19 protein-coding genes are annotated in these 23,458 nt (G+C 71.4%); 8 read left to right on the top strand and 11 right to left on the bottom strand.

Translation table 11 applies throughout. The features are described from left to right. Positions 1-186 precede the first annotated feature (186 nt). Positions 187-1,431, bottom strand: a complete 1,245-nt coding sequence (locus OG766_RS26870; RefSeq protein WP_266388254.1) for a sensor histidine kinase — start codon at positions 1,429-1,431, stop codon at positions 187-189. A 4-nt stretch (positions 1,432-1,435) separates the two neighbouring features. Further along, a complete protein-coding gene (locus OG766_RS26865; RefSeq protein WP_266388256.1) occupies positions 1,436-2,089 on the bottom strand; it encodes a response regulator transcription factor in 654 nt (217 codons plus the stop codon). 325 nt (positions 2,090-2,414) lie between these two features. Between OG766_RS26865 and OG766_RS26860 the strand changes: the two genes are divergently transcribed. Then, on the top strand, positions 2,415-2,588 hold the full coding sequence (locus OG766_RS26860) for a hypothetical protein (RefSeq protein WP_266388259.1): 174 nt from the start codon (positions 2,415-2,417) through the stop codon (positions 2,586-2,588). Between the two features lie 114 nt (positions 2,589-2,702). Here the strand turns inward: OG766_RS26860 and OG766_RS26855 are convergent, their stop codons facing one another. Together OG766_RS26855 and OG766_RS26850 are read right to left on the bottom strand one after the other, a co-directional pair. Continuing rightward, on the bottom strand, positions 2,703-3,503 hold the full coding sequence (locus OG766_RS26855; protein ID WP_266388260.1) for an inositol monophosphatase family protein: 801 nt from the start codon (positions 3,501-3,503) through the stop codon (positions 2,703-2,705). Between the two features lie 48 nt (positions 3,504-3,551). Continuing rightward, entirely contained in the window at positions 3,552-4,694 is a 1,143-nt protein-coding gene (locus OG766_RS26850; RefSeq protein WP_266388263.1) for a ferrochelatase, read from the bottom strand. 107 nt (positions 4,695-4,801) lie between these two features. Here OG766_RS26850 and OG766_RS26845 point away from each other — a divergent pair, with 107 nt between their 5' ends. Together OG766_RS26845 and OG766_RS26840 are read left to right on the top strand one after the other, a co-directional pair. Continuing rightward, on the top strand, positions 4,802-6,046 hold the full coding sequence (locus tag OG766_RS26845) for an MFS transporter (protein ID WP_266388266.1): 1,245 nt from the start codon (positions 4,802-4,804) through the stop codon (positions 6,044-6,046). After that, on the top strand, positions 6,003-7,325 hold the full coding sequence (locus tag OG766_RS26840) for a D-arabinono-1,4-lactone oxidase (protein ID WP_328726357.1): 1,323 nt from the start codon (positions 6,003-6,005) through the stop codon (positions 7,323-7,325). Before OG766_RS26845 ends, OG766_RS26840 begins: the two co-directional genes overlap by 44 nt. On the opposite strand, the gene OG766_RS26835 is transcribed toward OG766_RS26840, so the two are convergent. After that, positions 7,322-8,215 (bottom strand): hypothetical protein, encoded by an 894-nt coding sequence (locus OG766_RS26835; protein WP_328726356.1) that lies wholly within the window; start codon positions 8,213-8,215, stop codon positions 7,322-7,324. The genes OG766_RS26840 and OG766_RS26835 overlap by 4 nt on opposite strands. A gap of 435 nt (positions 8,216-8,650) precedes the next feature. Between OG766_RS26835 and sepH the strand changes: the two genes are divergently transcribed. Next, positions 8,651-9,736: a septation protein SepH gene (gene sepH, locus OG766_RS26830; RefSeq protein WP_266388274.1), complete on the top strand. Its 1,086-nt coding sequence runs from the start codon at positions 8,651-8,653 to the stop codon at positions 9,734-9,736. 74 nt (positions 9,737-9,810) lie between these two features. Here the strand turns inward: sepH and OG766_RS26825 are convergent, their stop codons facing one another. After that, positions 9,811-10,665 (bottom strand): sulfurtransferase, encoded by an 855-nt coding sequence (locus tag OG766_RS26825; RefSeq protein WP_328726355.1) that lies wholly within the window; start codon positions 10,663-10,665, stop codon positions 9,811-9,813. Between the two features lie 270 nt (positions 10,666-10,935). On the opposite strand from OG766_RS26825, the gene OG766_RS26820 reads away from it, so the two are divergent. Beyond that, a complete protein-coding gene (locus OG766_RS26820) occupies positions 10,936-11,715 on the top strand; it encodes a VOC family protein (RefSeq protein ID WP_328726354.1) in 780 nt (259 codons plus the stop codon). Positions 11,716-11,818: 103 nt separating this feature from the next. Here OG766_RS26820 and OG766_RS26815 read toward each other — a convergent pair whose 3' ends face one another. The 4 genes from OG766_RS26815 to lysA all read right to left on the bottom strand — a co-directional run bounded on the left by OG766_RS26815 (position 11,819) and on the right by lysA (position 19,691). After that, entirely contained in the window at positions 11,819-13,300 is a 1,482-nt protein-coding gene (locus tag OG766_RS26815; RefSeq protein ID WP_266388283.1) for an FAD/NAD(P)-binding protein, read from the bottom strand. A 194-nt stretch (positions 13,301-13,494) separates the two neighbouring features. Next, on the bottom strand, positions 13,495-15,192 hold the full coding sequence (locus tag OG766_RS26810; RefSeq protein ID WP_266388286.1) for a ThuA domain-containing protein: 1,698 nt from the start codon (positions 15,190-15,192) through the stop codon (positions 13,495-13,497). Next, complete coding sequence (locus OG766_RS26805) at positions 15,189-18,035, bottom strand: PQQ-dependent sugar dehydrogenase (protein ID WP_328726353.1); 2,847 nt, start codon at positions 18,033-18,035, stop codon at positions 15,189-15,191. Before OG766_RS26805 ends, OG766_RS26810 begins: the two co-directional genes overlap by 4 nt. Positions 18,036-18,380: 345 nt before the next feature. After that, a complete protein-coding gene (lysA, locus tag OG766_RS26800; RefSeq protein ID WP_266388291.1) occupies positions 18,381-19,691 on the bottom strand; it encodes a diaminopimelate decarboxylase in 1,311 nt (436 codons plus the stop codon). Between the two features lie 157 nt (positions 19,692-19,848). Here lysA and OG766_RS26795 point away from each other — a divergent pair, with 157 nt between their 5' ends. The 3 genes from OG766_RS26795 to OG766_RS26785 are packed head-to-tail and all read left to right on the top strand — an operon-like array spanning position 19,849 to position 22,675. Then, positions 19,849-20,058 carry a ferredoxin gene (locus OG766_RS26795; RefSeq protein WP_266388293.1) on the top strand — a complete coding sequence of 70 codons (210 nt, stop codon included), beginning with the start codon at positions 19,849-19,851 and terminating at the stop codon, positions 20,056-20,058. Next, positions 20,048-21,421 carry an NAD(P)/FAD-dependent oxidoreductase gene (locus OG766_RS26790; RefSeq protein ID WP_266388296.1) on the top strand — a complete coding sequence of 458 codons (1,374 nt, stop codon included), beginning with the start codon at positions 20,048-20,050 and terminating at the stop codon, positions 21,419-21,421. The genes OG766_RS26795 and OG766_RS26790 overlap by 11 nt, the downstream gene beginning before the upstream one ends. A 54-nt stretch (positions 21,422-21,475) precedes the next feature. Then, positions 21,476-22,675, top strand: a complete 1,200-nt coding sequence (locus OG766_RS26785) for a cytochrome P450 (protein ID WP_266388299.1) — start codon at positions 21,476-21,478, stop codon at positions 22,673-22,675. A 78-nt stretch (positions 22,676-22,753) separates the two neighbouring features. On the opposite strand, the gene OG766_RS26780 is transcribed toward OG766_RS26785, so the two are convergent. Then, positions 22,754-23,404 carry a thymidine kinase gene (locus OG766_RS26780; protein ID WP_266388302.1) on the bottom strand — a complete coding sequence of 217 codons (651 nt, stop codon included), beginning with the start codon at positions 23,402-23,404 and terminating at the stop codon, positions 22,754-22,756. Positions 23,405-23,458 lie beyond the last annotated feature (54 nt).

Here is a 23,458-nt window from a genome sequence, read left to right as displayed (position 1 = left end):
CCCGTCATTCGGACCCCCGGAAACCCGGACGTTCCCGGCGTTCTCAAGGATCTTTGATGACGGAGAGTACATGGCTGGAAAATCGTCCCTGTGATCGATCACACATCGAACCTTCGGGTACGGGTCCCGAAAATTCCGCGTAAAGCGAACAGGGGGCGATTCCGGAGACGGTCTCGGAAACACGTCTCAGACCGGCAGGGTGACACGCATGACGAGGCCGCCGCCCTCGCGCGGCTCCGCGATGATACGGCCACCGTGGGCACGCGCGACGGATCGCGCGATCGACAGGCCGAGGCCCACGCCCTTGTCGCTTCCGGTGCGCTCCTGTCGAAGCCGCCGGAAGGGCTCGAAGAGATTGTCGATCTCGTACGCCGGCACCACGGGGCCGGTGTTCGCCACCACCAGCACCGCCTGGCCGTGCTGGATTCCCGTGGTGACGTCCACCCAGCCGCCCTCCGCGATGTTGTACCGCACGGCGTTCTGCACGAGGTTCAGGGCGATCCGCTCCAGGAGCACACCGTTGCCCTGGACGACGGCGAGCGCGCGCTCTCCGCGGATCTCCACGCCCTTCGCGTCGGCCTCCGTCCTGGTCTGGTCGACGGCGCGGCCCGCGACCTCGGCGAGATCGACCGGTTTGCGTTCGACGATCTGGTTCTCGCTGCGGGCGAGCAGCAGCAGGCCCTCCACCAGCTGCTCGCTGCGCTCGTTGGTGGCGAGGAGGGTCTTGCCGAGTTGCTGGAGTTCGGGAGGGGCGTCCGGATCGGAGAGCTGCACCTCCAGCAGCGTGCGGTTGATCGCCAGGGGCGTGCGCAGCTCGTGCGAGGCGTTGGCGACGAACCGCTGCTGGGCGGAGAAGGCCCGCTCCAGGCGGTCCAGCATCTCGTCGAACGTGTCCGCCAGCTCTTTCAGCTCGTCGTCCGGCCCGTCCAGCTCGATCCGCCGCGTGAGGTCGGAGCCGACCACGCGACGCGCGGTGCGGGTGATCTTGCCGAGCGGGGAGAGGACGCGGCCCGCCATGGCGTAGCCGAAGGCGAACGCGATGACGCTGAGGCCGAGGAGCGCGAAGAGGGAACGCGTGAGGAGCTCGTCGAGAGCGTGCTGGCGCTGCTCGGCGAAGCACAGCTTCAGCGCCTCGTTCCGCTCCTCGTTGTCGACCAGGCCGTTCAGTCGCGGACAGGTGGGACTGGTGATCGCGACGTCCGCGCCGGGCGCGGTGCGGACCTGGATGGACTGCTGGATCCCGTCGTGCAGCGCTTGGGCCGCCAGCAGATAGATGATCGACAGCAGCAGGATGCCGGCGATCAGGAACATCCCGCCGTACAGCAGGGTGAGCCTTATGCGGATCGTCGGGCGCAGCAGGGGCCCGACGGGCTCGCGCGGGTCCCAGGTGGGTTTCGGGGGCGCCGTGGGGGGCGCGGGTGCCGTTGCCACGGGGTCAGATCCGGTAGCCGGAGCCCGGGACGGTGACGATCACCGGGGGCTCGCCGAGCTTGCGGCGCAGGGTCATGACGGTGACCCGCACGACGTTGGTGAACGGGTCCGTGTTCTCGTCCCAGGCCTTCTCCAGGAGCTGCTCGGCCGAGACGACCGCGCCCTCGCTGCGCATGAGGACCTCCAGCACGGCGAACTCCTTCGGGGCCAGCTGGATCTCCTTGCCGTCGCGGAACACCTCGCGACGGTTCGGGTCGAGCTTGATGCCGGCGCGCTCCAGGACCGGGGGCAGCGGCACGGTCGTACGCCGGCCCAGGGCCCGGACGCGGGCGGTGAGCTCGGTGAACGCGAACGGCTTGGGGAGGTAGTCGTCCGCGCCCAGCTCCAGGCCCTCGACGCGGTCGCTGACGTCGCCGGACGCGGTCAGCATCAGGACGCGGGTGGGCATGCCCAGTTCGACGATCTTGCGGCAGACGTCGTCGCCGTGGACGAAGGGGAGATCGCGGTCGAGGACGACCACGTCGTAGTCGTTGACCCCGATCCGTTCGAGAGCCGCGGCGCCGTCGTACACGACGTCGACCGCCATGGCCTCCCGGCGCAGTCCGGTGGCCACCGCATCGGCGAGCAGCTGCTCGTCCTCGACGACGAGTACGCGCACGTGGCTGGTCCTTCCTCTGGGGCTGCCCCGACTCCGTGATCAGGGCAGGTGAAAAGGTCAGTGGCGATTTCTGTGGCACTGACTGTGTGCCTCCATCCTGCCCCTTACGCGCGTAAACCGGCCGTAAGACGGAGAGCGGTCCCCGGGCGCATCAGGAATTCACGGGATTCACGGCCGAGTTGAGGTTTCTCTGAGGAGGGGCCTGGGGAGGACGACTGCACACCCGCGATCACGCCATGTATGTGGCTTGCCACACCCCGCTCTCTGTCCCCCAGAGGTCGGCGTGATCGACCCGCCACCGACCCACTGACGAGGGGGCGCAACCATGGACGCATTCACCGCAGGACTACTGCAGCGCATCAAGGCCACGGAGACCGACCTCACGCGGGCCCGCGAGACGGGCGACGACTTCCTGGTGGACGTCGAGCAGGAAGAGCTGGACGACCTGCATCGCCTCGCCGCGGAGCACGGCGTGGAGGTCGGCGCCGTCAGCGCCTGACCACCCCGGGAAGGGCCCGGCGCCATGGGACGGCGCCGGGCCCTTCCGCATGCCCGGGCCGTTCCTCCCGCCGACGACAGCGCGGGCCGAGCCCGCCCGGGGCCCCCGCGGGCATCAGTCGTGCCAGGCGCCCAGGTCGTCGAGGAGGCGCTGGAGAGGGGCGAAGACACCCGGTGAGGCGGCGACGGTCAGGTCACCCGAGGCGGGCTCGCCGGGGCGGGAGCCGGTGAGGGCTCCGGCCTCGCGGGCGATGAGGTCGCCGGCGGCGAGGTCCCAGGGATGGAGGCCGCGCTCGTAGTAGCCGTCCAGCCGGCCGGCGGCCACATCGCACAGGTCGACTGCGGCGGAGCCGCCGCGCCGGATGTCACGCAGGCGCGGGATGAGCCGCTGGGCGACGTCGGCCTGGTGGCTGCGTACCGACTGGACGTAGTTGAAGCCCGTCGACACCAGCGCCTGGTCCAGCGGCGGCGCGGGCCGGACCCGCAGCCGCCGGTCGCCGCAGTGGGCCCCGCGCCCGAGCACGGCCCGGTACGTCTCGCCCCGCATGGGCACCTCGACGACGCCGACGACCCTCTCGCCGTCCCGCTCGGCCGCGATGGACACGGCCCATGTCGGCAGGCCGTAGAGGTAGTTCACCGTGCCGTCGAGGGGGTCGATGACCCAGCGGACGCCGCTCGTGCCCTCCGCCGACGCGCCCTCCTCGCCGAGGAAGCCGTCGTCCGGCCGGGCGTCGGACAGAAAGCCGGTGATCAGCTTCTCCGCGGCGATGTCCATCTCGGTGACCACGTCGATCGGACTGGACTTGGTCGAGGCGACGGCGAGATCGTCGGGCCTGCCGTCACGCAGCAGCGCACCTGCCCTGTGTGCGGCTTCGAGGGCCAGGGACAGGAGTTCGTCGAGCAGGGGGTCGGTCACCGGGGCTCCCGTGTTCGGATCGGCGCGTAGGGATCTGTACCTGCGGAGCTACGCGTAGGGACTGTCCGCGCCGGCCGCCGCCGGACGCTCGGACCGTGCCGGGCAGCATCCGATCGGACAGAGGTCGTGAGAGGGCCCGAGTGCCCCGAGCGCACACCGCTCCACCACCTTCCCCCGCTCGGTCGCCGCACGCTCCAGCAGCAGATCACGGACGGCGGCCGCGAACCGCGGGTCCGCGCCGACGGTCGCCGAGCGCCGCACCTCAAGCCCCAGCTCCGCGGCTTTGGCGGTGGCCTCGGTGTCCAGGTCGTAGAGGACCTCCATATGGTCCGAGACGAAGCCGATCGGCACCATCACGACCGCGGGCACCCCGTCGCCGTGCAGCTCCTCCAGGTGGTCGCAGATGTCGGGCTCCAGCCACGGGATGTGCGGTGCGCCGCTGCGCGACTGGTAGACGAGCCGCCACGGGTACGAGACGCCCGTCTCCTCCCGTACGGCGTCGACGATCACCTGTGCCACGTCGAGGTGCTGCTTCACATACGCTCCGCCGCCGCCGTGCTCGGCGACCGGCCCCGAGGCGTCCGCCGCCGCGTCCGGGATGGAGTGGGTGGTGAAGGCCAGCCGCGCCCCCGCCCGCACGTCCTCCGGCAGGTCGGCGAGCGAGGCGAGCACACCGTCGACCATGGGGCCGACGAAGCCCGGGTGGTTGAAGTAGTGCCGCAGCTTGTCGACCCTCGGCAGCGGCAGTCGCTCGGCCTCCAGCGCGGAGAGCGCGTCCGCGAGGTTCTCGCGGTACTGCCGGCAGCCCGAGTACGAGGCGTAGGCACTGGTCGCGAGCACCGCCACCCGCCGCCGCCCGTCCATGACCATCTCCCGCAGGGTGTCGGTCAGATAGGGCGCCCAGTTCCGGTTGCCCCAGTAGACCGGCAGGTCGAGGCCGGCGCCCGCGAAGTCCTTGCGGAGCGCGTCGAGCAACGCCCGGTTCTGGTCGTTGATCGGGCTGATCCCGCCGAACCGGAAGTAGTGCTGACCGACTTCCTTGAGGCGCTCCTTGGGGATGCCCCGGCCGCGCGTCACGTTCTCCAGGAAGGGGACCACGTCGTCCGGGCCCTCGGGCCCGCCGAACGAGAGGAGCAGCAGGGCGTCATAGGGAGCGGGGTCGCGGGGAGCGGGGTCGTGCTGTTCGGCCATGGTGCGATCCTCCCACCAGCGTCCGACAACCGGGCAACCGCGTTGGAGTAAGGCTTACCTAACCCGTAAGCTGTTCCGGCCGATCACATTCCTTACGGAGCGCCCTCTTGCCCAGTCCCTACCGCGCGATATTCGCGGCCCCCGGCACCGTGGCGTTCTCCGCCGCCGGCTTCTTCGGCCGCATGCCGCTGTCCATGATGGGCGTCGGCATCGTGGCCATGGTGTCCCAGCTGACCGGGCGCTACAGCCTCGCCGGCTGGCTCTCCGCGACGCTCGCGCTCTCGGCGGCCGTCCTCGGCCCCCAGGTGTCCCGGCTGGTCGACCGGCACGGGCAGCGCCGGGTGCTCCGCCCCGCCCTGCTGGTCTCGGTGGCAGCGGTCACGGGACTGCTCGTGTGCGCCCAGCAGGGCGCACCCAGCTGGCTGCTCTTCGTGTTCACCGCCTGCGCCGGCTGTATCCCCGCCGTCGGCGCGATGACCCGGGCCCGCTGGGCGGAGATCTACCAGGGCTCGCGGCGCGAACTGCACACGGCGTACGCCTTCGAGTCGATCGCCGACGAGGTGTGCTTCATCGTCGGCCCGATCATCTCCATCGGGCTGTCCACGGTGTGGTTCCCGGAGGCGGGGCCGCTGCTGGCCACCGCGTTCCTCGTGATCGGCGTCCTGTGGCTGACGGCCCAGCGCGCCACCGAACCCGTGCCGCATCCGCGCGCACAGGACAGCGGCGGTTCCGCGCTCCGCTCCCCCGGTCTGCAGGTCCTCGTGGGCACCTTCGTCGCGACCGGCGCGATCTTCGGCTCGGTGGACGTGGTGACGGTGGCCTTCGCCGAGGAGCAGGGCAGCAAGGCGGCGGCGAGCCTGGTGCTCGCGGTGTACGCGCTGGGCTCCTGCCTGGCCGGAGCGGTCTTCGGGCTGCTCCACCTCAAGGGTGAGCCGGCCCGCAGGTGGGTAGTGGGTGTCTGCGCGATGGCCGTGAGTATGATCCCCCTCCAACTGGCCGGGAATCTCGTGGTCCTGGCCGTGGCGCTCTTTGTCGCGGGCCTGGCCATCGCGCCGACGATGGTGACGACGATGGCCCTCGTCGAGGCACACGTACCACGCACCAGACTGACCGAGGGCATGACCTGGACCGGTACCGGACTCGCGGTCGGCGTCTCGCTCGGCCTGTCGGCCTCAGGATGGATGGTGGACGAGTACGGGGCCGGTGCCGCGTACGCGGTGCCCGCGGTGGCGGGAGCGCTCGCGGTCGTGGTCGCGGTCCTGGGGTATCGCCGGCTGCGCGAGCCGGTGCCGACGCGGGAGGGGCGGGATGACGAGCACATCCAGGACCACGACGGAGAACGCGTGGCGTAACTGGGCGGGTACGGTGACGTCGCACCCGGTGCGGGAGGTCACCCCCGCCTCGGCGGCCGAACTGGCCGAGGCCGTGCGCCGGGCCGCCGAGGACGGTCTGCGGGTGAAGACGGTCGGTACGGGCCACTCGTTCACCGCGATCGCCGCGACCGACGGCGTACTGGTCAGGCCCGATCTGCTCACCGGCATACGGGAGATCGACCGTACGGCGATGACGGTGACCGTCGAGGCCGGTACGCCGCTGAAGCGGCTGAACACCGCGCTCGCCCGTGAGGACCTGTCGCTCACGAACATGGGCGACATCATGGAGCAGACCGTCGCGGGCGCGACGAGCACGGGGACGCACGGCACGGGCCGCGACTCGGCCTCGATCGCGGCGCAGATCAGGGGCCTCGAGCTGATCACGGCCGACGGTTCGGTGCTGACCTGCTCCGAGAAGGAGAATCCGGAGGTCTTCGCCGCGGCCCGGATCGGCCTCGGTGCGCTGGGGGTGGTCAGCGCGATCACCTTCGCCGTGGAGCCGCTGTTCCTGCTGGCGGCCCGCGAGGAGCCGATGACCTTCGACCGGGTCACGGCGGAGTTCGACGAGCTGCACGCGGAGAACGAGCACTTCGAGTTCTACTGGTTCCCGCACACCGGCAACTGCAACACCAAGCGCAACAACCGCAGCGCGGGACCCGCCGCCCCGCCCGGAGCGGTCAGTGGCTGGATCGAGGACGAGCTGCTCTCCAACGGGCTGTTCCAGGTGGTCAATTCGGTCGGCCGCGCGGTACCGGCGACGATCCCCGCGATCGCGAAGCTGTCCAGCCGTGCCCTGTCCGCCCGCACGTACACGGACATTCCCTACAAGGTCTTCACAAGTCCCCGCCGGGTGCGCTTCGTCGAGATGGAGTACGCGCTTCCACGGGAGGCGGCGGTCGGGGCACTGCGCGAGGTGAAGGCGATGATCGACCGCTCCCCGCTGCGGATCAGCTTCCCGGTGGAGGTGCGAACGGCGCCGGCCGACGACATCGCGCTCTCCACGGCCTCGGGCCGCGAGAGCGCGTACATCGCCGTGCACATGTACAAGGGCACCCCGTACCGCTCGTACTTCACCGCGGTGGAGCGCATCATGACCCAGCACGGCGGCCGTCCCCACTGGGGCAAGATCCACACGCGGGACGCGGAGTACTTCGAGAGCGTCTATCCGCGATTCGGCGAATTCACGGCGCTGCGTGACCGGTTGGACCCGGAGCGCGTGTTCGGCAACGACTATCTGCGGCGGGTGCTGGGCGCCTAAGGCGTGTCCGCTCCTGTGGGCGGGGAGGGCGTGGGCTTCGGGGCCGGGGGCTCCGAGGGAGTCCCGCCGTCGGTGGACGCGGAGGGGGTGGGGGTCGGGGTGGGTTCGTCCTCGCCCCCGTCGCCCCGGCCGCCCTCCGTGCCCGGGGCGGAACCGGAACCGCCACTGCTGCCGCCCGGGTCGGCACCACCGTCCGTACCCGCGCCCTGTTCGGTGCTGCTGCCGCCGCCGCTTCCGGTGCCGCTCCCGGAGCCGTTGCCGTTGCCGTCCGGGTCGCCGGAGCCACCGTCCGGGGTCGTACGCCTCTCCCCGCCCCCGCCCCCGTTCTCCTCGGGGCCGGCGGGCGAAGGGGACTCCTCCGGAGCGGAGTTGCCGCCTCCGCCACCGCGTACGGCCGTGCCGACGGTGGTGCCCCGGCCACCGCTCAGGTCCTGACCGGAGGCGAGTTCGTATCCGGTGATGCCGATCATCGCCACGGCGAAGACCACGGCGGCGGCGAGCAGGGACCTCTTCCAGCCGCGGACGCGGGTGCCGTGGGTGGCCGCCTCCCCGAACTCCCCGTGCGCGGAACCCTGCTCCTGCCAGGCGTTCGAACGGGGCGGCAGCTCACCGCCCTTGGGGCGCACCTGATGGGTGACTTCGCGGATCTGTTCGCCGGTTCGCCTGAACAGGTGCTGGAAGACGGAGCCGCCGCACGTGGCCACGACGCTCACCACCCCGGCGCCGAGGATCGTTCCGTAGACGCCGAGTTGGGAGGCGAGCACCGCCGCCGCGACCGCCGCGATCGCACTGCCCGCGACCTGCGGAACGTTCAGTTCGAGCCGCCGTTCCTTCTGTTGTGCCGTGCCGTTGTCCCGCTTCTGATGCATCTCCAGCCTCTGCTTACCCATCTACCCCACCGTGCAACAAGAAGGGACATATGGGCGAATCGAATAGTTCCGATTCGGGAAATTCTGTGAAGCTTGCCACCCTCGAATTCGGGGTAGGGCGACCCAACTTCCCTCCCCCACGACAAGTTCGGCGGCGCGCCGGTCCACCCCGATGGCCCGAATGGAGTACTGTGGCGAGCCCTGGGTCCGGTCTCTCTCACGGGTGCACGGCCTCAGGGAAGGGGGCCGAATGCGGCACTCGAACCGGCGACGCCGCGGCATCGCATGGTCGCCTGCTGCACAGCGTGACGAAGTCCGTCACACTGCGTTGCGAAATAGGTAACCGTGCCATAACGGCGATCCAGGGCCCATGCCCGACACGCCGGGTAACTCGGCAAGGTTGTGGCAGGCTGCACCCGGGCAGGCCACACTCGACTAGCGGAAGCAGCGACGCACGTGACGTCGGCAGGCACCACCCGGGAGGTCCCCATGCCCGAACTGCGTGTCGTGGCCGTCTCCAACGACGGCACACGACTGGTGCTGAAGGCTGCGGACAGCACGGAGTACACGCTTCCGATTGATGAGCGGCTGCGCGCCGCCGTCCGCAACGACCGCGCCCGCCTCGGCCAGATCGAGATCGAGGTGGAGAGCCATCTCCGCCCCCGCGACATCCAGGCGCGTATACGCGCGGGTGCCTCCGCGGAAGAGGTCGCCCAGCTCGCCGGCATTCCCGTCGAGCGGGTGCGCCGCTTCGAGGGCCCGGTGCTCGCGGAGCGCGCGTTCATGGCGGAGCGTGCGCGCAAGACACCCGTACGGCGTCCCGGCGAGAACACCGGCCCGCAGCTCGGCGAGGCGGTGCAGGAGCGCCTGCTGCTGCGCGGCGCCGAGAAGGACACCGTGCAGTGGGACTCCTGGCGCCGTGACGACGGCACCTGGGAAGTGCTGCTGGTCTACCGGGTCGCGGGCGAGCCGCACTCGGCGAGCTGGACGTACGACCCGCCGCGGCGGCTCGTCCAGGCCGTCGACGACGAGGCGCGGGCGCTGATCGGTGAGACCGACGACGCGATCGCCGTCTCGCAGGAGCCGAGCTTCCCGTTCGTGCCGCGCATCGCCCGGCTGCCCCGTGACCGGCCGCTGGACCGCGCGCTCGATCGTGCACTGGACCGTCCGGCGCCCCTGCCGGCCGCCCCGGCACCGGAGCCGGAGGAGAGCGAGCGGGACTCGCTGACCAGCCTGCTGGAGGCGGTGCCGAGCTTCCGCGGGGACCTGGTCGTTCCCGACCGGCCCGCCACGGAGGCGCCCGCCGGCGAGCCCGTCCAGGAGCCCGGGACCGAGGAGCCGCCCGCCCCTGCGGCATCGGCGGGTGCCGGCTCGGCGTACGCGGACGTCCTGATGCCCCGCTCGGTCACCGGCCACCGCGACCGCCTCACCGGCACCACGGACCGGCAGGCCGAGGCGGACGGCGTCCGCCCGGGGCGGCGGGCCGCGGTGCCGAGCTGGGACGAGATCGTGTTCGGTACGCGGCGGAAGAAGCAGGAGTAGGGAGTACGGGGCTCCGCCCCGACCTCCTCGTCGGTCGCCGGCCGGGCTCCTCGGGAGCCCGGCCGGCGATCCGGCTATTGCGGGTCAGGACCCGTGGCCACCGGGCGGGCCGGGTCGGAGGACCATTCCGACCACGAGCCCGCGTACAGAGCGGCGGGGATGCCGGCAACGGCGAGGGCGAGGACCTCGTGGGCGCCGGAGACGCCCGAGCCGCAGTAGACGCCGACCTCGGGGGCGTCCATGGCGCCGAGACGCTTGAAGCGGTCCGCCAGGTCCTCCGCCGACAGGAAGGTGGCGGCGCCGGCCATGACGTTCTCGGTCGTCGGGGCCGAGACCGCGCCGGGGATGTGCCCGCCGACGCGGTCGATCGGCTCGACGTCGCCCCGGTAGCGCTCGGCGGCCCGTGCGTCCAGCAGCAGCCCGGAACGGGCCAGCGCCGCCGCACCGTCCGCGTCGAGCAGCGGGAGGGCACCCGGCACCGGTGTGAAGTCACCGGGCTCCGGAGCGGAGTCCTCCGTCGTCAGGGGGCCGTCCCACGCCTCGAGGCCGCCGTCCAGGACCCGTACGTCGGCGTGCCCGGTCCACCGCAGCAGCCACCACGCCCGCGCCGCGGCCCAGCCCTGGCCGCCGTCGTAGACGACGACCGGCACGCCGTTCGACACGCCCGCGCGGCGCATCGCCGCGCCGAAGGCCGCCGCGTCCGGCAGCGGATGCCGGCCACCCGCCCCGGGCGGGCCCGCCAGCTCGGAGTCGAGGTCGACGTACACGGCGCCGGGGATGTGCCCGGCCTCGTACGCGGCCCGTCCGTCGAAGGGAGGGGCACCGGCCGCCTTGGCCGTGCTCAGCTGCCAGCGGACGTCGAGCAGCACCGGAGGCCGTGGACCAGCCGACTCGCTCGCGAGTTCGGTTGCGGTGAGGATGGGGTTCATCACGCCATCTTCGCGCAGACGCGGCCGGCCCGTGACAGCGGCGGACGAGGAAGGGTGGGGCATGCCAGAACGGGCATCCTCCCCGTGGGATCCCGGGGAGAGGGCGGCGCGGCCGTGGCGCGCCGCGTGCCCGGTGGTGCAAGCATCGGCACGGGGTGTACGACCGTCCCGTACGGCTTCCCCGTACGGCTTCTCGTACGGGGTCCGTACCGCGGCCCCGTCCGGTCCCCCGCACGGCCACGACGACGATGGTCCGAGGAGAGAGTGACGATGACGACCGAGGCGACTCGGCGCAGACCCGGCACACCCTGCTGGGTGAGCCTCATGGTGCACGGACTTGACGCGACTCAGGATTTCTACGGGTCACTGTTCGGCTGGGAGTTCGTCCCCGGTCCGCAGCAGCTCGGTCCGTACGTCCGCGCGCTGATCGACGGCAAGGAGGTGGCGGGCATCGGGCAGCTTCCGCCGGACCGCCATCTGCCGATCGCCTGGACGACGTACATGGCTTCGGAGGACGTCGACGAGAGCGCCGAGCAGATCAGGATGTGCGGCGGCACGATCGGCGTCGGGCCGCTCGACGCGGCCGACGCGGGACGCCTCGTCATCGCATCCGACCCGGAGGGCGCGGTCTTCGGCGTCTGGCAGGCCGCCGCCCACACCGGCACCGCCCTTTTCGGCACCCATGGCACGCCGGTCTGGAACGAGCTGGTGACCAGGGAGACTTCGGCGGTCGCCAAGTTCTACCAGTCGGTGTTCGGCTACGACCTGGAGCCGGTGGTCTCCGCCGACTTCGACTATCTGACCCTGCATCTGGAGGCCCGGCCGGTGGCCTCGATCCACGGTGTGGGGCATGCGCTGCCCCGTGACAAGGGCTCGCACTGGATGACGTACTTCGAGGTCGAGGACACCGACGAGAGCACGGCCCGGGTGGTGGACCTCGGCGGCCATGTGCTCCGCGCGCCGCGCGAGGGCACCAGCGGACGGCTGGCGACGGTCGCGGACCCGGAGGGCGCGGTCTTCACGATCGTGCGCACCGCGTCACCCGGCTGACGGGAGCCCGTGCGGCCGTCGGAGCGCGTGACCCTCAGCCAGACGGGACGCAGCGCGCCCGGCGTCAGGACGGCAGTCAGCGCGCCCGGCGTCAGGACGGCGGTCACGGCTTGACCAGCTCGCGGGTGATCTCCTGGGCCAGCTTCACGATGACGGGCATCGCGGCGGTGATGAACAAGGACCCGAAGGTCACGTCGCCGAGCGCGTAGAAGCACTCCTGTGTCCTGCCGTCGACGACGAACTGGCTGGTCTCGCGTGCCACGTGAAGGCCGCCGTGCGGATGCACCGAGGCCGCGGACGCCGTGACCAAGGACTGCACGAGGGGCGCCGCGGCCGTGGGCACCCGGTGCGGAGCGACGGAGGTGGCGTTGACCACCACGTCGGCGTGGAGCCGTCGGTCCTGCGTGGCGACGCCGAATCCCTGGCGTGTACGGCCGACCTCCTGCAGCCCGTCCATGATGCGCAGTTGGCCCGCTTCGCTCATGGCCAGCAGCCGGGCGGCGCTGGAGGGCGGCATCGGGCAGCACAGGGAATGGAGGGCGCGGTAGTGGTCGCGCAGGAGTCCGGCGCGGTCCCGGTCCGGCATCAGCGGCCAGACGTCGACGGCGACGGGCAGGGTGTGTTGCAGGATGCGCAGTCCGAGGGTCTGCGCGTCGTACAGGTCCAGTTGACGTCGTAGCCGGCGGGTGGGGTCCTCGCGCAGCAGGGCGAACTCGGTCTCGAGCTCGGCCGGGTGCTGTCCTGCGGCGGCGAGTTCGTCGTGCAGTACCTGAACGACCTGGGTGAGGCCGACCTGCCCGCGACGGCTCAGGGTGTGGAAGCGGTCGGGAGTGAAGTGCCGCATGGTGTGGGCGACCGGCCGCTGGCGCACCGCGGGCAGCACCCCGTTGCGGGAGAGCAGGAAGACCGGTCCTTCATGTCCGCCGGCCCGCAGGGCGAGACTCACGTCCACGGCGGTCAGCCCCGTGCCGAGGACGGCGACGGTGGCCTGCGGGTCGATGCCGGCCAGGGCCTTGGACACCGGGTACGGGTCGGGGACGAATCCGGGTTCCGGTCCGTCCAGACGGAATCCGTCGTACGGCGTGCCCGCTCCCAGACAGAGGACGACGCGGTCGGCCCGGTGCTCCGTGCCGCGCTCCGTGGTCAGCGTGGCGCCTGCGGCCGACGGGGCGGCGTGGACCACCCGTTCGCGTACGACGTGGACGCTCCAGCCACGGTCCCTGAGCCGGTCCACGCCGTCGTGCGCCACCGACTCCAGGTAGTCGCCGAAGAGTGTTCGAGGGGGGAAGGCCGCGGCGTTGAAGGGATCGGCGTCCTCCGTTGCTTCGGGCTGCCACCGGTGGCCACGGGAGAGCCAGCGGTCGAAGTGATCGCGGTCCCCGGAGCGGACCGACATGGCGCGCGAGGGGAGGTTCACCAGAATGCAGTCGGCGTCCCGCTGGTAGGGGCGGCCGCGCCACAGGCGGTCGGACGGCTCGAAGACGGTGACGGCGGCCGGCGGCGCGGACGTCCGGGACAGTGCGTCGAGCAGACACACCGCTCCCCCGCCGCCCCCGACCACTGCGATCCTGCGCATGCGGCCCATGCCGTGCACCTTCCGTCGGCGCCTTTCCTCGGCCCGCGGTCACGCGTGCGAGTTCCGCGGAGGCTGCCGGAGACATTTCCTATTGTGCTCCGGCGTGCACGGTCGGCCACCTGGGGCGGGCCGGCCGCACTCCCGGAGCGCGTCCCGGAGTGCGGCCGGCGTGACCGAGGGTGATGGGTGTGCCGCGGCGCCGTTCAGAAGGGCAGCTTCCACTGCTCGTTCGGGGAGGTGGGCACGCAGTCGTAGAGGGCGAGTTGCGTACCGTCGGCGGAGTTACCGCCCGGCACGTCCAGGCAGCGGCCGGACTGCGGATTGCGCAGCGTGCTGTTGGTGTGGACCTCCCACTTCTGTGCACCGCTGCCGTTGCAGGTGTGGAGCTGCACCGGAGACCGGTTGGCGGTGGCGCCGCCCGCGATGTCCAGGCACTTGCCGAACGCGCGGATGGTCTGGCCCACCCGGCTCCACTTCTGGGCGTCGGTCCCGTTGCACGTGTAGAGCTGGACGGGGGTCCCGTCGGCGGTGGCCGCGGCACGGACGTCCACGCACTTGCCCGCCAGGCCGGTGATCCTGCCGCTCAGGCCTTTGATCCGCACGTTGCGGAAGCGGACGTCGTCACCGGTGCCGTGGTTCTGCAGACCGATGTGGCCCTGCTGGAGGGAGCGCGCCGGATCGGTGTTGGTGAAGTCGTTGATCTTCACCCCGTTCAGGAACACCTGGAGGTGCTCGCCCTCCACGAGCAGTTCGTAGGTGTTCCACTCGCCCGGCGGGTTCAGCGCCCCGTCCCTGGCGGCGATGTCCGCCGACGCGAATCCGTAGACCGCGCCGGTGGTCCTGTCGGCCGTGTCGGTCGCGTCGATCTGGATCTCGTAGCCGTTGTCCACCGCCGACCAGGGGTCGGAGCTGGGCGGGAAGCCGATGAAGACGCCGGAGTTGTCGTCCCCGGGCATCATCCAGTCCAGCTTCAGCGAGTACGAGGTGTACTCCTGGGCGCTGTACCAGAGGAGGCCGAGCCCGCCGGTCGTGGTGAGCGTGGCGTCGGAGTTGGTGAAGGAGCCGGGCCCGGCCTGCGACCAGCCGGTCGTGGAGCCGTTGAAGAGCGTGGTGTAGCCGCTCTCGGGGCGGCAGTCGGCGGCGGCCTGCCCGGCGGCGTACCGGATCCCGCCGAGCAGCTGGGCGCGGAACGCGCCGTCGGCGTACGACTCCTGGGTGTGTCCGCCGCCGGTGTAGAAGGACCGGCCGCCCTCGTACGTCTTGCACCAGGTGTGCGGATGGTCCGCGCCCATGGTGCCGCCGTTGTACGAGGTCTCGTCGAGCGTGGCGAGGACATGGGCCGTGGAGCGGGGATTGGTGCGGTAGTTGTACCACTCGTCGGTGCGCGCCCAGCTCTGGCCGAGGTGTGAGGTGGCCGGGTGTGCCCGGTCCTCGACCCTGGCGGTGGCCTGCTGGATCGCCGGGTGGGAGTCGAACCAGGCGCCCATGAGCTGCCCGTAGAACGGCCAGGAGTACTCGGTGTCGGCCGCGGCGTGCACACCCACGAAGCCGCCACCGCCCCGGACGTACGACTCGAACGCGCCCTGCTGGTTGTCGTTGAGCACGTCACCGGTGGTGTTGAGGAACACGACCGCCTCGTAGCCCGCGAGGTTCGAGGCGGTGAAGGCGGCCGGGTCCTCGGTGGCGTTGACGGTGAAGTCGTTGCCCGCGCCCAGGTCCTTGACGGCCTGGACGCCGGCGGGGATGGAGTCGTGCCGGAAGCCGGCCGTCCTGGTGAAGACCAGCACGTCGTAGGCGGTGTCGGCGGCATCCGCCTCGGTCGCCGCGGGCGGGGCGAGGGCCGTCAGCGCGGCCGCGGCGACCGCGAGCGCGGTCCGTACGGACCGTCCGGGGATTCTCATGACATCACCCACTGCTCGTTGGGGGAGGTGGGGACGCAGTCGTAGAGGGCCAGTTGCGTACCGTCGGCGGAGTTGCCGCCCGGCACATCGAGGCAGCGGCCCGACTGCGGGTTGCGCAGCGTCCCGTTGGTGTGGGTGTCCCACCGCTGGGCGCCCGTCCCGTTGCAGCCGTACAACTGGACCGGCGTCCCGTTCGCCGTGGCACCGCCGGCCACGTCCATGCACTTGCCCAGGGCCTGGAAGGTCTGGCCGACCCGGCTCCACTTCTGCGCGTCGGTGCCGTTGCAGCCGTAGAGCTGCACAGGAGTGCCGTCCGCCGTGGCCGCCCCACGGACGTCCGCGCACTTCCCGGCGAGACCGGTGATCCGGCCCGGCTGCCCGAGGTCGAAGCTGTCCACGTCGTACAGGGCCCCCGAGCCGGCGCCCTTGAAGACCAGGTACAGCGTGGTCGTGCCGGCCGGCGCGCCGCTCAGCGTGGCGTTGACCGTGGTGAACGTGTCCCAGCCTCCCGTCACCGGAACGGCGACCGAGCCCAGCAGTGTGCCGGTGGCGGAACCCGCCCGTACCTCCAGGGTGCCGCCGGAGCCCGCGGAGGAGACCCGTGCGCTGAGTCTCCTCGCGTCGCCCAGAGCGTAGGGAGTGAAGGCGATCCAGTCGCCGTTGTGGATGTCACCGACGGTCTTGCCGCCCTGGGCCGCCGGTTTGTTCATGACGGTGACTCCGGTGGAGGTGGAGAAGTGCTCCGCCTGGCGGTGGCGGGGCTGGGTGATGCTCTGCGCGTGCGTGGTGAGCGGGGGCCGGCCGCCCGCGCCCGCGTCGGTGTACTCGGCGTCCCACACCCCGAAGATGTTCGCCGCGTCGTCGTGCTCGCCGTCGACCGGCACGGTGATGGAGCCGGTGCAGCCGTTCTTCGAAGTGACGGCGTGGCCGTGGTTGTCGTGCCCCAGTACGTAGGTCATCTTGACCTTCGCGCAGTCGATCGTTCCGTCCTCGGGGTCGGTGACGGTGATCTCGTACGGCACGCTGTCGCCGAAGGAGAAGAGCGTCCCGTCGACGGGCAGCTTCACGGTGACCGTGGGGGCGGTGTTGCCGACCGTGATCGGCAGGCTCGCGGTGCCGGTGTCTCCGTCGGGGTCGCGGACGGTGAGGACCGCGGTGTACTGGCCGTTGGCGGTGTAGGTGTGGCTGGGGGCGGCGGAGGTCGAGGTGGAGCCGTCGCCGAAGTTCCAGGAGTAGCTGAGGGCCCCGCCTTCGGGGTCGCTGGAACCCGTCGACGAGAACGCCACGGTGAGGGGGGCCTGGCCGGAGGTCCGGTCGGCCGCGGCCTTGGCGACGGGCGAGCGGTTGCCGCCGCCGACGTACTCGATGCGGTAGAGCGCCGAGTTGGCGTCGCCGCTGAAGTAGCCCGTGCCGTAGTCGAGCACGTAGAGCGCGCCGTTGGGCCCGAAGGCCATGTCCATCACCTGGGTGCCGGACCAGGGGAAGGCTCCGATGGTGCCGGGCGTGCCGTTCGCGTTGACGTCGATCGTCTTGATCCAGCGGCGGCCGAACTCTCCGGCGAAGAAGTGGCCGTCGAGGTCCTCCGGGAACTTGACGTCCGAGGTGCTGGCGGCGTCGTACCGGTAGACCGGGCCGCCCATCGGGGACTCCGAACCCGACCCGAACTCCGGCGGACTGCCCGCCTCACCGCCGTAGCGGATCCACGAGGCCTTGGCGGCGGGCAGTGTGGTCAGGCCGGTGTTGCGGGGCGAGTTGTTCGCGGGCCCGCCGGCGCAGTTGTACTTCGCGCCCGCCGGGCCGGACGGGAAGGTGTACTCGGTGTACGTCTCGGCCGTCGTGTTGGTGCCGGTGCAGTAGGGCCAGCCGTAGTTGCCGGGAGCGGTGATCCGGTTGAACTCGACCTGGCCGCCGGGGCCGCGGGTGGCCGAGGCGCCGCCGGCGTCGGGGCCGTAGTCGCCGACGTAGACGGTGCCGTTGCCCTTGTCCACGCTCATCCGGAACGGATTGCGGAAGCCCATCGCGTAGATCTCGGGCTTCGTACCGGCGGTGCCGGGCGCGAAGAGGTTGCCCGAGGGTGTGGAGTACGTGCCGTCCGCGTTCACCTTGATCCGCAGGATCTTGCCGCGCAGGTCATTGGTGTTCGCCGAGGTGCGCTGCGCGTCGAAGGCCGGGTTGCGGCCCGTGCGTTCGTCCAGGGGCGCGAACCCGTCGGACTGGAACGGGTTGGAGTCGTCGCCGGTGGAGAGGTACAGGTTGCCCGCCGCGTCGAAGTCGATGTCCCCGCCCACGTGGCAGCAGATGCCGCGGTCGGCCGGGACCCTCAGCACGATCTTCTCGCCGGCGGTGTTGAGCGTCCAGTCGGCGTTGAGAGTGAACCGGGAGAGCCGGCTCTCGCCCTGCCAGGCCGACCAGTTGGTGCCGTCGGAGGGCGCGTCGCCCGCCGGGGTGGAGAGCGGCGGGGCGTAGTAGAGGTAGACCGCCCGGTTCGTGGCGAAGCCCGGGTCGACGCCTACGCCCTGCAAGCCCTCCTCGTCGTGGGAGTACACGGGCAGCGTGCCGATCACCGTGGTGGTGCCCGAGGGGTCGGTGCGGCGCAGTCTGCCGTCACGCGAGGTGTGCAGCACCGAGTTGTCGGGCAGCACCGCGAGCGACATGGGCTCGCCCATGGACGCCTCGCCGCGGGCCATCTGTATCTGCTGGAAGTCGGCGGGGCCGACGGGCTCGTGGGCCTGTGCGGTGCTCTGCGGCAGGACGGTCACGACTGCGGCCGCCAGGAGCACCAGGGCCGGCCAGAGGGCCCTGAGGCGGTGCGCGCGCATGCGGGGGCTACGGGATGCGGACATGGGTTGTCCCCTATCTCCTGACTGTGGGGAAGCCAGGCAGGGCGCGCGCCGTCGCGCCTGATGCCATGGGTGAGCGGGACGTACGGCCGTGCCGATGGGGCCTGTTCTGCCGCAAAAGTAGAGGCGTTGCGCTGCCGCGCCAAGACCTTCGGCAGCAAAGGTGCAGACTTTTTCCCCACTCGAACGAAAGTCTCAACTACCGCGCATAAAGCATGAGTTGAGGATCATCCCGGATCATCCAGAGCCGCTCTGCCGTCGCCCCGGGACCGGGTCGCCCGGGGCGACGGCTCTTGCTGCGGGTGGTGGACCCGGCGGGCCGTGCGCCGCGCCCCGGCGGACCGGCCGTCAGCGGGCGGATCCGCCGTTCCCGGCCGGCGGTACGTCGCGGCGCAGCAGGTCCTCGTAGGACTCCCTGCGGACCACCGCGCGGGCCTCGCCGTCGCGGCAGAAGACCACCGGAGGGCGGCGGGCGCCGTTGTAGTTGTTCGAGAGCGAGTAGCAGTAGGCACCCGTCACCGGGACGGCCACGACGTCACCGACGCGCGGGTCGCGCAGGGGCACGTCGCGGATGAGGGTGTCGCCGCTCTCGCAGTGGCGGCCCACGAGGTCGCAGGGCTCCCAGCCGCCGATCCGGGACGCGAGCGTCGCCTCGAACCGCTGGCCGTACAGCATGGGTTCGAGGTTGTCCGCCATGCCGCCGTCGACGGCCACGAGGGTGCGCGGACCGGGCTTGACCGTGACCACGCGGTACAGGGTCGCTGCCGCCCCGGCCACCAGCGACCGGCCGGGCTCCAGGATCAGCCGGGCCCCGGCGGGAAGGTGCTCGCGGGCCGCGTCGGTGAGGGTACGTACGTACGCGTCGATCGTCGGCGGGCGGTCCTCGTAGGTGTAGCGGACGCCGAGGCCGCCCCCGAGGTCGTACACGGCGTGCTCTCCGAGTTCCGCGATGCCGCCCACCGCCTCCACCGACCGCCGGAACGGCTCGGTGGCGAGGAGTTGGGAGCCCACGTGGACATGGAGTCCCTCCAGCCGCAGCCTGCTGCTCGTCCTCAGCCGCGCCACGGCCTCGACGGCCTGCGGGATGGCGAGGCCGAACTTGGAGTCGCGCCGGCCCGTGACCATCGCCTCGTGCGTGTCGGCGTCGACCTCCGGGATCACCCGCAGCAGGACGCGCTGGTGCCCCGTGGTGACGATCCGTTCCAGTCGGTCGATGTCGTCGAAGTTGTCCACGACGATCGTGCCGGCCCCGGCCTTCACGGCCATCGCCAGTTCCTCGTCGGTCTTGGCGTTCCCATGGACCACGATCTTCGCGGGGTCGGCTCCGGCGGCCAGCGCGGTGACCAGTTCGCCGCCGCCGGCCACGTCCACTCCGAGTCCCTCCTCGACCATGACGCGGACGACAGCGGTGCAGGGGAAGGACTTCGAGGCGAAGACCGCTTGGCTGTTCGGCCAATAGCGGGCGAGGGCCTGCGTGTACGCCCGGGCCTGACGGCGCAGGGCGTTCTCGTCCACCACGACCGCCGGGGTGCCGAAGCGGTCGGCCAGCTCGGTGACACGGCATCCGCCGATCGTGAGTTCACCGTCTTCCGCCTGGCAGGAGCCAGGTGGGAAGAGTCCGACGAGGTCGTCGGCGGTGGCTACGGCGTGGGCGAGCACACATGCCCCCCGGCATTGGCCGATCGGACATGGACAGCGCCCACGGCCCGACCCGCAGCGGGTCGGGCGCCCGGTGCGACACGGGGTAACGAGCGCCCGCTGCGGCACCGGCGTAGAAAGGGAAGGGACGCCGCTACGACCCAGGGAGTGAACGGCCATGCAGATCGTTGTGGACCTCACGCGCTGCCAGGGCTATGCGCAGTGCGTCTTCCTCGCGCCGGACGTGTTCGAGCTGCACGGTGAAGAGGGGCTGCTGTACGCGCCGGCGGTCCCGGACGGCGAGGCCGATCACGTGCGCCAGGCCGCGGCGGCGTGCCCCGTCCAGGCCATCCTCGTCGGCGAGGCGGTGAGCGCCGGTGGCCGGTGATCTGCTGGACGGACGCATCGTCGTCGTCGGCGCGTCCCTGGCCGGGCTGAGGGCCGCGGAGACGCTGCGCGAGAAGGGCTTCAGGGGGTCGCTGACCGTGGTGGGCGACGAGCCCTACCCGCCCTACGACCGGCCGCCGCTGTCCAAGCAGGTGCTGCTCGGCAAGGCGCCGGCGGACACCACGGCGCTTCCGATGCGCCGGGACCCGGACGCCGACTGGCGGCTGGGAGTACGCGCCACCGGCGTGGACCCGCTCGAGAAGCGGGTGATGCTGGCCGACGGCGAGTCGCTGCCGTACGACCGGCTGCTGATCACCACCGGGACCCGGGCACGGTCCTGGCCCAACCAGGAGGAGGCCGCCCTGGACGGGGTGTTCACCCTGCGCACCCGCGACGAGGCCGGGGGGCTGGCCGAGCGGCTGGCCGCCGGTCCGAAACGGGTGCTGGTGATCGGCGCCGGCTTCACCGGCTCGGAGATCGCCTCGGCCTGCCGGGAACGAGGACTGGACGTCACGGTCGCCGAACGCGGCCCCGCACCCCTGGTGGGCGCCCTCGGCGGGACGCTGTCGAAGCTGGCGGCCGTCATGCAGCGCAACCACGGCGTGGATCTGCGCTGCGGGGTGACGGTCACCGCACTGCGCGGGGACGGGAGCGGCCGGTTCACCGGTGCGGACCTGTCCGACGGCAGCCGGGTCGACGCGGACGTGTGCGTCGTGGCGCTCGGGGCGGTCCGCAACGTCGAGTGGCTGGCGGAGTCCGGGCTGGCGGCCGGCCCCCGCGGGATCACGTGCGACGCCGGGTGCCGGGCCTTCGACATGTACGGGATCGTCACCGACGACGTGTTCGTGGCCGGTGACGTCTCCCGGTTCCCGCACCCGCTGTTCGGGTACCAGCTGCTCTCCCTGGAGCACTGGGGCAACGCCGTCGCGCAGGCCGAGGTGGCGGCCCACAACATGGTCAGTCCGGGGCCGCTGCGGCGCCCGCATCTCGCCCTCCCCACGTTCTGGTCGACCCAGTTCGGGCTCAACCTCAAGTCGGTGGGCGTGCCCACCTTCTCCGACCAGGTGGTCATCGCCCAGGGATCCCTGGAGGCACGCCGGCTGGCGATGGTCTACGGATACCAGGGGCGGGTCACGGCAGCGGTCACCGTCGACATGGCCAAGTCGCTCGACTACTACAAGCATCTGATCGAGACGGCCGCTCCGTTCCCGCCCCCGCCCGGCGCGGCGGACCGTGCGATCGCGGCCGACATCCCGATCCCGTCCGACGTGCCGGATCCGAAGGGGCTCTCCCACGGCCCCACCGTGGCGCTCACCGGCCATCTGCCCGATCGCCGGCTGACGCTGGTGCAGCCCTACGGCTGAGGCTGGTGCAGCCCGACGGCTGACCCCCGACCCGCCCGACCACGAGGAGCCACCATGGACTCCGACACCTTGCTGGCACGGATCACCGACTACGCGAACCGCCCGGACCCCTTCCCGCTGTACGCGGAACTGCGCGAGGCCGGTCCCGTGGTGCGGCAGGCGGACGGCAGCTGTCTGATCGGCACGTACCACGAGATCGCGGCTCTGCTCCACGACCCCCGGATGAGTGCCGATCCGCGCTCCGGCACCGCCTCGCCCCCTTCCGAGGAGCCGGCCCATCTGCCCTTCCTGCGGCTCGACGACCCCGAGCACCACAGGCTGCGCAACTCGGCCATGCGGCCGTTCGGCCCGCCGCACAGCCCGGGCCGGGTCAACGCCATGCGCGGCGAGATCGTCGAGATCACCAAGCACCTGGCGGAGAGCTTCCAGCCGGGCCGGCAGATCGACGTCGTCGACGATTTCGCCTACCCGCTGCCCGTCACCGTGATCTGCCGTCTGCTCGGCGTCCCGCAAGAGGACGAGCAGCTGTTCCAGGCGTGGACCGAGGTACTCGTCGCGTCCGCGGACATCGGGCCCGAAGGAGACACCGCCGAACAGGACCGGGCGGCTCGCCAGGCCCGGCAGGAGATGGGCCTGTACCTGATCAACCTCGCCGAACAGCGCCGCGGAAGTCCCACCGGCGACATGCTCTCCGACTTCATCAACGAACCGGACCCCGCCCTGCGGCTCACCGGCGAGGAACTGGCCGAAACCACCATGCTGTTGTTCATCGCCGGGCACGAGACCACGGTCAACCTGATCACCAACGGCGTCCTCACCCTGCTCCGTCAGCCCGAGCAGTTGGACCAGCTGCGCCGCGAACCCGGCCTGCTGCCGCAGGCGGTGGAGGAACTGCTGCGCTACGAACCCCCGGTCCACATGCGCGAGAGGATCCCCCTCGCCGACATCGACGTGGCCGGCACCACGATCGCCGCAGGCACGTCCGTCATCCTGGCGCTGGCCTCGGGCAGCCGCGACCCCAAGCGGTTCCGCGAACCCGACCGATTCGACCCCACCCGCCCGGACAACCAGCACTTCGGCTTCGGCAGCGGTATCCACCTGTGCTACGGCGCGCCACTCGCCCGTATCGAGGCCGAGGCCGCACTCGGCGCCCTGCTCCCCCACCTGAGCACGGCACGCCTGATCCAGGACCCGCCCCCCTACCGCCAGAACGCCATGCTCCGCGGCCCCCGCCACCTGCCCGTCCAACTGTGACCCGGCTCCGCGACGCCACCGGGAAAGCCCGCGGCTCGTCCCCGTCGTGGGGAGCGGAGTCGGCCCGCAAGAACACGGTCAGGCAGGGGTGACGGGCAGCACGTCGGGCGAGAGCACTCCCGCTTGGGCCACGCTGCTCGTCATGCGGCGGCGGTGGTGGCGGCGGCACAGGACTTCGTAACCGACCTTCTCGGCCGGGCGGTTGACGTCGCCGACGACGACCTGTTCGCCCTCGACGACCATGTGCCCGTCGACGGTGCGTGCGTTGTGCGTGGCGCGGGCGCCGCACCAGCACAGGGCCTCCACCTGGAGCTGTTCGATCCGGTCGGCGAGCTCCATCAGCCGCTGCGACCCCGGGAACAGCTTGGTACGGAAGTCCGTTGTGATCCCGAAGGAGAACACGTCCAGGCCCAGGTCGTCCACGATCCGGGCGAGCTGATCGATCTGTACGGGGGCGAGGAACTGCGCCTCGTCCACGATCACGTAGTCGGCCCTGCCGCCCTTGGACAGCTGATCCACGAGGTAGGCGTACAGGTCCATTCCCTCGGTGGCCTCGACCGCCTCGGTGACCAGGCCCAGCCGCGAGGACAGCTTCCCCTCACCGGCCCGGTCGTCGCGTGTGAAGATCACGCCCTGGAGCCCTCGGGCCGAACGGTTGTGGCCGATCTGGAGCGCCAGGGTGCTCTTTCCGCAGTCCATCGTTCCGGAGAAGAACACCAGCTCGGGCATGAGGACGTGACTGCCTTTCAGTTGTCGCTGCGATCGGGGACGGTTCGGGCGAAG

The sequence above is a fragment of the Streptomyces sp. NBC_00259 genome (genome assembly GCF_036181745.1).
In the GTDB taxonomy this organism is placed as follows: domain Bacteria; phylum Actinomycetota; class Actinomycetes; order Streptomycetales; family Streptomycetaceae; genus Streptomyces; species Streptomyces pratisoli.
The sequence above is the reverse complement of the archived record's forward strand: the minus strand, read 5'-3'. Positions and strand labels throughout refer to the sequence as shown.